Here is a 7,233-nt window from a genome sequence, read left to right as displayed (position 1 = left end):
CGGCCTCCGATATGCCGACGCCCTCGGTCATCGCCAGCTTCACGGCCTCTTCACGGAATTCCTTCGTGTAGACAGCCTTGGGGATTCGGTTCATGTTTGCCTCCATTCCCAAATTCTACGGAATGTTGGCGTCTACTTTCTCCGACCGGCCTCACCTCAGGCTGTGCTGGAGCAGTAAGACTGCCAGCAGGTTTGCACGGCATAGAAGCGCCTCGAATTGGGCACACACCGAGCGCATTGTTTTGAACGCAGTTTTTCTACGCAGTTCTCCAATCACGAATTCGACGGTCCCCATATCGAACCTGTCTTTCTCGGTTAGACACGCATTCGACATTGGAAAATGGGGCGCCAAAGGTGAGAGTTTGCTCGATCTTCGCAAGAACGGCCCTTTTCGGGGCCGTGGCGAACTTCGAAGGCCTTCCACAGAAAAGGTGTTTAGCGCCTGGCCGACAGGCAGCGCCGCCACCACTGCCGCAGCGTTACTCGAGTTTGTCATGGCCACGAGGCGGATCTCAGGACCCACATTCCCCATGGCGACGTTATCCGTAGTTGGGCACGGATGAATCCGACTGGCTTTACAGTGCCAAGCACATTTCGTGAGGCTGCGGTCTCTATTACGACGGCGTCGACATCAAGCAACTTTCGCCGGGCACGCGCGGGACTGTGCTCCTGCTGCTTTGCCTTGCCATCGATGCAGAGGATGACGTTCCCGCTGATCCTAGGAACGGATACCCATATCGCGTCCTGTGTGCCTTCGAAAGAGCCCGCGCGCGCGGTCCCCGCCGCGTTGTTCCTGTGGCGATAGCGCACGGATAAAACTATGTCTGCGTTCCTGTTATCTCCGCGCACCATCATTACTTGATCAACTGCATCCCGGCAACCTTCGAGGCCGCCACGTCGAAAGTGGCCGTGTACTCACACTCTGCGACGTGCCCCGAACGCTCAATGAGGCAGTCCGCAAAATCCGCCTTCGCAGATGCCACGAAAACGCGGAGTGCTTTTCGTACCGTGTCCGCACCTTCGACGACCAGTTCCCTGGTACCGGTCATCGAGTCGATGATGTCCCTCATCTGCTCGCGCTCCACACCGTAGCATTGCCCGAGCACCCACGCGACCTCAACCAGCGCGACCTGCGAAACGTACCCCGGTCGTTCGGCCGACAGGGAATCCATCAGCGCCGTCGCCTTCTTCGACTGCACGGCGTCGTCCTGCGCGAAATAACGGACCAGCACGTTCGTATCCAGTCCGATCATCGCGCGGATGCCCCCTGCCCGGCGATCGCCCGGTTCATGTCCTCGATCGACACTGGTTTCGCCGGCTTCTTCACGATGCCCTTGAGGGACGCAAGCGACCGCGTGGCCGGATAGACCTCATACCGGCCCGTCGCCTCGTTGAAGCTGAATTCGATCCGGTCGCCCGACTGCAAGCCAAGCTGATTACGCACGTCCACCGGGATAGTGACCTGGCCTTTTGAAGTGAGAGTTGCTGCTGTCATGGTGATACCTCCTATTCCTTACTTTAAGGTAAGGAATAGAGAAAAGCAAGAACATCAGTACTTGCTCCCTTCGTTGCTCTTGTTCTTTCACACGGGATTGTATATATTCACACCTGTATGGATATACAGGGTTTAGCATGGAGCACCCGATCCGCATTCTCAACGACGACGATCGGCAGACGCTTGCGTGGCTGCGCACGCACGTCGGTGACGCTCGTCTGGCTGACGCAGCGCGCCAGCTTACTTTGCAACGAGAGCGTTCCTCTGGCGTGTCAGCAAAACCATTTGTGTCCGCCGTGTGCCGTTATCTTGGCGTGTGGCCGCCGGCGTCGTTCCGTTCGGCACATACGGTTGCAAACCATCAGGTAGGCGACCGGCATCTCGCACGGATCCGGCAAATGCTGGCACAGCACCCAATGACGGTCCGCCAGACGAGCTGAAATCGGGAGTCGATCATGTCTGATGGACTGGATGCCCCGCTACTGCACGGCGACGAGCGGGAGATCGATCTGGTTGAACTTGAAAGGGCCGTGCAACGGGCGGCGGTGGACCTGCAGCGCATCGTCGCGCTGATAGCGCAGCCTTACCTTCGATTGCTGCGCCAGGGAACGTTGGGCCATTGGGTCCCGGCCCCGACGTGGCGCCTTCTCGTCGAAATCGAAGAACAGGCGTTCGCGGATCTGGGCTTTCAGGGGCGGCATGCAGTCGCAGTGCGCAACGGCTTTGCCCGCCTCGCTGGCAGCCGGCTGACGGGTCCCAATCTGGATGCTCCCGTGGACTGGCAGCATGATGATGACCCCCTGCCGGCAATTTACGCGATCATGCGCGCGCTGGTGCACGAGATTGATACGAGTAAACATTTGAATCGGCATCTCTATTAATGGTTGAGGCCGTCGACCGTAGTAATCCCGAGGAAATCTATCCGTCAATCTGGCGGGCGTCACAGCTCGCCCGCGGTATTGGCCGCACGATCGACACCGGCTACGCCGCGTTGTCCGCGGGGTTGCCCAGCGAGGGTTGGCCGCTCGGTGCACTGATCGAATTTTTGCCGCAGCGTTCAGGGGTCGGCGAATTGAGACTGCTGCAACTTGCGCTCGCCTCATTGGGAAAGCAGTCAATAGGACTCGTACACCCGCCGAATCCTCTCAATGGCCCGGGACTGGCTTCGATCGGCTTGCCGCTTGATAGCGTGGTTCAGATGCGAGCGGCGAAGATGGCCGACAGGCTCTGGGCAGCCGAGCAGGTTTTGCGAACCGGCAGTTTCGGGGCATTGTTGCTCTGGCTCAACCAGGTTCCGCAGGCATCGCTAAGACGGTTGCATCTGGCGGCCCAGTCGTCGTGGGACACGCTGTTTGTCGTATTTCGCCCGGAATGGGCGGCAGCGCAGGCATCACCAACGACGATACGGATTGGCCTTCAGCCGGTCGAGGAAGGCCTCGCAATCAACATCCTGAAGCGGCGCGGGCCAGCCGCCGCGGCGCCATTGTCAGTTGCCGTGCCGCAGACTTCCATGCTTTCGCACTACCGGCGCGCGGCCCGTCGCGCCCCGCTTGCGATCATCGCGCGCGACGCGGACGCGCCGGTTGCAGCCTGAGGACGCATGACATCGCCGCGGCGCATCGCCCACCTGGACATGGACGCGTTCTACGCATCGGTCGAACTGCTACGCTATCCGGAGCTGCGTGGTTTGCCGGTCGTGATCGGTGGCGGCCGTCAGGCCGCGCCAGAAACGCTGCCAGACGGCAGCCGGCGATTTGCCCGTCTGCACCGGTATGCGGGGCGCGGCGTCGTCACCACGTCCACTTACGAAGCGCGGGCGCTGGGCGTCCACTCGGCAATGGGCATGATGAAAGCCGCGCAGCTCGCCCCTGATGCGTATCTGCTACCGACGGACTTCGACTCGTACCGTCACTACTCGCGACTTTTCAAGACCGCTGTTCGCACCTTCACCGACCAGATCGAGGATCGCGGCATCGACGAGATCTATATCGATCTGAGCGACGTCGCCGGCGACGTGCGCGAGGTCGCTGCCGCAATCAAGGCCGCAGTGCACGACGCGACCGGTCTCACCTGCTCGATCTGCGTCGCGCCAAACAAGCTGCTCGCCAAGATCGGCTCGGAACTCGACAAGCCGGATGGGTTGACCATCCTCAAGCTCGATGACATCGAGCGCCGTATCTGGCCGCTGCCCGCACGCAAGGTCAATGGCATTGGTCCTCGCGCGAACGAAAGGCTTGCCGCGATCGGCATCTCGACCCTTGGTGAACTCGCGCAATCGGACCTCGGCCTGCTGCAGGAGACGTTCGGCCGGAACTACGCTGAATGGCTGTCGCGTGTGGCGCGCGGCGTCGATGACCGGCCCGTTGCGACCAGTTCGAAACCCAGGTCGATGAGCCGGGAGACGACATTCGAGCGGGATCTTCACGTGAGACAGGACCGCCCTGCCCTGTCAGCGCATTTCACTGCGCTGTGCAAGCGCGTGAGTGAGGATCTCGCGAGAAAAGGTTATGTCGGCCGGACCGTCGGTATCAAGCTGCGTTTCGCAGACTTCAGGACGGTCACGCGGGACGTCACGTTACCCGATGCGACATCAGACGCGACGGCCATCCGGCGAGCGGCAACCGAGTGCCTGCGCCGCGTTGTTCTTGATCGCCGTGTGCGCCTTCTTGGTGTGCGCGTGTCTGCGCTGGCAAAATCGGGCACCGTGCGCAGTGGGCTGCAGCACAGACTGCCGCTGGACGACCTTCCTGTCGTCAACCGACCGTGACCTCAATCTGTTGACTATCGTGGGGAGTCGATTAACGGTGAGAGATCGAAAGTGCATAGGAACCCCCTTCCCTCTATAGACCGGGTTGGCGAATCGAAGATTCGCTCATGGGTTCGAAGAGCGAAATTCAGTATATAAGGCCAAGCATGGATCGAATGACGCGATGGATCACAGCGCCCGAGGACGCATACCGTCTCTGGCAGGAAACCGAAGCGGTCGGCGCTGATCGCCGCCCGTTCTCGGCACGCTCACGCGTGCAGCACACCGCCATGTTCGACCGCTTTCTGCGTCACCTCAGGACGAAGGACGTGACGGTGGCCACCTTCGGTGCGGCCGACGTCGAATCGTTCTTTGCAGATGTCGATACGCGTTGCGCGCCCGGCACAACGACACGACTGCGTTACGGCAAGATGCTCGACCGGCTGTGCCGTCATCTCGTTGAAGAAGGCATCCGGACGAGAAACCCGGTTACCGCGATGGCCACATTCGAACGCTGGCCAGAGGACGAGCCAGTCCCCCTGTTCCTTGACGTCGACGCGGACACGCGTCTGCAGGAATGGGTTCAGCCCGTCGCCGGCGACGACGACCGCGCGTCGCGCAATCGGGCAATCGTGGCGCTGCTCCTCGGTACCGGGATGACGGCGGCCGAACTCCGGCAGACGCTTTGCGAGCATCTCGTGGTTGACGGCGCGCGGCCGCATATCGAAGTGCCGAAGCGGGGCCCGCGCGAGTCCCGCAGGGTATCACTACCGCCTTTCGCGATCGCCCCCCTGTCGGCATGGAAAGAGGCGGTTACGTCGACGTCTGGCGGAGAGTCCCTCCTGTTCCCTGCGCCGGGGAGCGCGAGTCTGGTCAACGACGTGCTGCTTGGCGCGGTTGTGCGCGAGTCGCTGGAGGCGATCGGGTTCCGTGCGCCCGACATGAGTCCGCGGGTCCTGCGTAACACTTATGCTCGACGTCAGCTGCTGGACGGCCGAAGCAACGTTGATGTGAGCCGGCTGCTGGGTCTGGCGAGCCAGCGGACCGTAGTACGCCTGCGTGCAACCATTGAACAAAGTACGTCGACTCAATCAGTAGAGCTGACTTGACTTTGGACGCCGCTCTGTAGGCTGGGACTTACCGGTTCAACCGAACCGGCGATTCCCACCAAGGAGCTTCCATGGCATATCAAGGGCCGGCACGGCACATCATCTATCCGGACGAATCGTCCGATCCGTGCGTTCTCGAATACAGAATCGTCTTTACCGACGGCAGGAACCGGCTGGCCGTCGTGCAGATGTTTGGCCCTCCCGCGCCGTTCCAGGCGCCATCAGCATCGGCTAACGTTCGCGACCAGATCCTTAACCGGATTCTCGATATCGATCTGCGCGGTCTGCCGCTGAACTCAATACGGCTCGTCGTAAGCGCAGGCAGCAGGCACGAAACGTATGACATCGAGGTCGATGTCGACGACTACGTGCGCCGCGGCAATCCCTACCAGGCGAGCCACGCTGTTGTCACCGGATCGCGCGTGCGAGAAACAATCTCCATCAGCTCGACCGCGATCATCGCCGGACGTACGCGCGTACAAACCACGCATGCGGTGCCGAAGCAGCTAACGGATGAAATGGCTGACGCCATCGCATGATCGTCGCACATCGACGGAAGTGACGAGAAAGCTGGCCGGATTGCGTCGGCTTTCTCGCCCGTTGTGTCCGCCAGCGCAGTCAAACTTCTGATTGAACTTCCGTCGCGCGCCCGAGCACGGCCGCGACCGCAGGATATCCGGAGCCGCATGCAGAAAATCGTACCCACCGACGAGCAGATCGCCGTACTGGACGCCGCGACGTCGGGTGGCGATCTCAAGGTCAACGCCTACGCCGGCGCCGGCAAGACGGCGACACTCGACATGATCGCGCGCACACGAAACGCCAGCCGGGGCTGCTACCTCGCGTTCAACCGCGATATCGCCACCGAGGCAAAGCGCAAGTTTCCATCGAACGTCAACTGTCGCACCGTTCACTCGGTGGCTTTCTCGTCGGTTGATCGCTCGCTCACCGCGCGACTGAATCTGCCCAAGGAGCCACCGCACCATCTCGCAACGAGGTACGGCCTTGGGGCAATGCGGGTTCCGACCATCATCGGCAAGACGCTGGAACTTTCATCGTTTCATATCGGGCGCATGGTCGCCGACGGCGCGGCACGTTTTTGCCGGTCGGCACAGGCCTCACCCGAGGAGTGGCACATTCCGGTCGACGAGAAAATCGAGGAAGCAGCTGCGGCCGATTTACGCGCGATGCTGCTCCCGCACGTGATACGTCACTGGGAAGAAAGCATTAGCCCGAACGGTAAGACATCGATCACACCCGATGTGTACCTGAAAGTCTGGGAGCAGTCCTGCCCGACAATCAATGCGGACTTCATCCTGTTCGATGAAGCGCAGGACAGCGATGGACTGATGCTGTCGGTGCTACGCCGCCAGGGAGCACAGGTTATCTACGTTGGCGATCCCTATCAGCAGATCTACGAGTGGCGCGGCGCGGTGAACGCGATGCAGTACATTGACGCGCGGCAGTGCGCGCTAACGGAGTCTTTCCGGTTTGGCCAGACGTTCGCCGCGCTTGCCTCACGAGTCCTTCGACTGCTCGGCGAGCGCACGCCGCTGCGTGGCCAGCGCTCCATCCAGTCGACCCTTGTTGAAGGTGGAGAGATGCCGGCCGTCGATGCCATTCTCTGCCGGAAGAACGTCACGGTCGTTGGTGCGCTCGCCAACGGGCTGACTGCGGGCGACAAAGTGGCAGTCCGTGCCAATGTCGAGGAGATTCTTGCCTTTGCGGACGGCGCGGATCGATTGATGCAAGGCCAGCGTGCATACCGGCCGACCTCGCTCGCTCTGTTCGAAACGTGGAACGATGTGTGAGGTTGACCCGCTTCAACGGCCAGATTTGCAGTTGAGATCAGTACGATATTGATCCTCCGTTAAGCGTTGAGT

9 protein-coding genes are annotated in these 7,233 nt (G+C 61.1%); 7 read left to right on the top strand and 2 right to left on the bottom strand.

The genetic code is table 11. From position 1 onward, the window contains the following. Positions 1 to 854: 854 nt before the first annotated feature. Together QYH69_RS35470 and QYH69_RS35465 are read right to left on the bottom strand one after the other, a co-directional pair. The gene (locus QYH69_RS35470; RefSeq protein WP_308836290.1) at positions 855 to 1,253 is read right to left on the bottom strand and encodes a type II toxin-antitoxin system VapC family toxin; all 399 of its coding nucleotides are present in this window, start codon (positions 1,251 to 1,253) and stop codon (positions 855 to 857) included. Further along, positions 1,250 to 1,495 (bottom strand): AbrB/MazE/SpoVT family DNA-binding domain-containing protein, encoded by a 246-nt coding sequence (locus QYH69_RS35465; RefSeq protein ID WP_308836289.1) that lies wholly within the window; start codon positions 1,493 to 1,495, stop codon positions 1,250 to 1,252. Before QYH69_RS35465 ends, QYH69_RS35470 begins: the two co-directional genes overlap by 4 nt. Positions 1,496 to 1,632: 137 nt before the next feature. Here QYH69_RS35465 and QYH69_RS35460 point away from each other — a divergent pair, with 137 nt between their 5' ends. The 7 genes from QYH69_RS35460 (at position 1,633) to QYH69_RS35430 (ending at position 7,161) form a co-directional block, all read left to right on the top strand. After that, the gene (locus tag QYH69_RS35460) at positions 1,633 to 1,935 is read left to right on the top strand and encodes a hypothetical protein (RefSeq protein WP_308836288.1); all 303 of its coding nucleotides are present in this window, start codon (positions 1,633 to 1,635) and stop codon (positions 1,933 to 1,935) included. A 15-nt stretch (positions 1,936 to 1,950) separates the two neighbouring features. Then, positions 1,951 to 2,376: a DUF2471 family protein gene (locus tag QYH69_RS35455; protein ID WP_308836287.1), complete on the top strand. Its 426-nt coding sequence runs from the start codon at positions 1,951 to 1,953 to the stop codon at positions 2,374 to 2,376. Next, positions 2,376 to 3,089, top strand: a complete 714-nt coding sequence (gene imuA / locus QYH69_RS35450) for a translesion DNA synthesis-associated protein ImuA (protein ID WP_308836286.1) — start codon at positions 2,376 to 2,378, stop codon at positions 3,087 to 3,089. The genes QYH69_RS35455 and imuA overlap by 1 nt, the downstream gene beginning before the upstream one ends. Positions 3,090 to 3,095: 6 nt before the next feature. After that, positions 3,096 to 4,262, top strand: a complete 1,167-nt coding sequence (dinB, locus tag QYH69_RS35445; protein WP_308836285.1) for a DNA polymerase IV — start codon at positions 3,096 to 3,098, stop codon at positions 4,260 to 4,262. A gap of 146 nt (positions 4,263 to 4,408) precedes the next feature. Next, a complete protein-coding gene (locus QYH69_RS35440) occupies positions 4,409 to 5,350 on the top strand; it encodes a tyrosine-type recombinase/integrase (RefSeq protein ID WP_374992567.1) in 942 nt (313 codons plus the stop codon). A gap of 71 nt (positions 5,351 to 5,421) precedes the next feature. Beyond that, complete coding sequence (locus tag QYH69_RS35435) at positions 5,422 to 5,889, top strand: hypothetical protein (RefSeq protein ID WP_308836283.1); 468 nt, start codon at positions 5,422 to 5,424, stop codon at positions 5,887 to 5,889. 147 nt (positions 5,890 to 6,036) lie between these two features. Then, entirely contained in the window at positions 6,037 to 7,161 is a 1,125-nt protein-coding gene (locus QYH69_RS35430) for a UvrD-helicase domain-containing protein (protein ID WP_308836282.1), read from the top strand. The last annotated feature ends 72 nt before the right edge of the window (positions 7,162 to 7,233 follow it).

The sequence above is a fragment of the Paraburkholderia sp. SARCC-3016 genome (genome assembly GCF_031119615.1).
Classification (GTDB): domain Bacteria; phylum Pseudomonadota; class Gammaproteobacteria; order Burkholderiales; family Burkholderiaceae; genus Paraburkholderia.
Note: the sequence above shows the minus strand (reverse complement) of the source record. Positions and strands in the feature narration are given on the sequence as shown.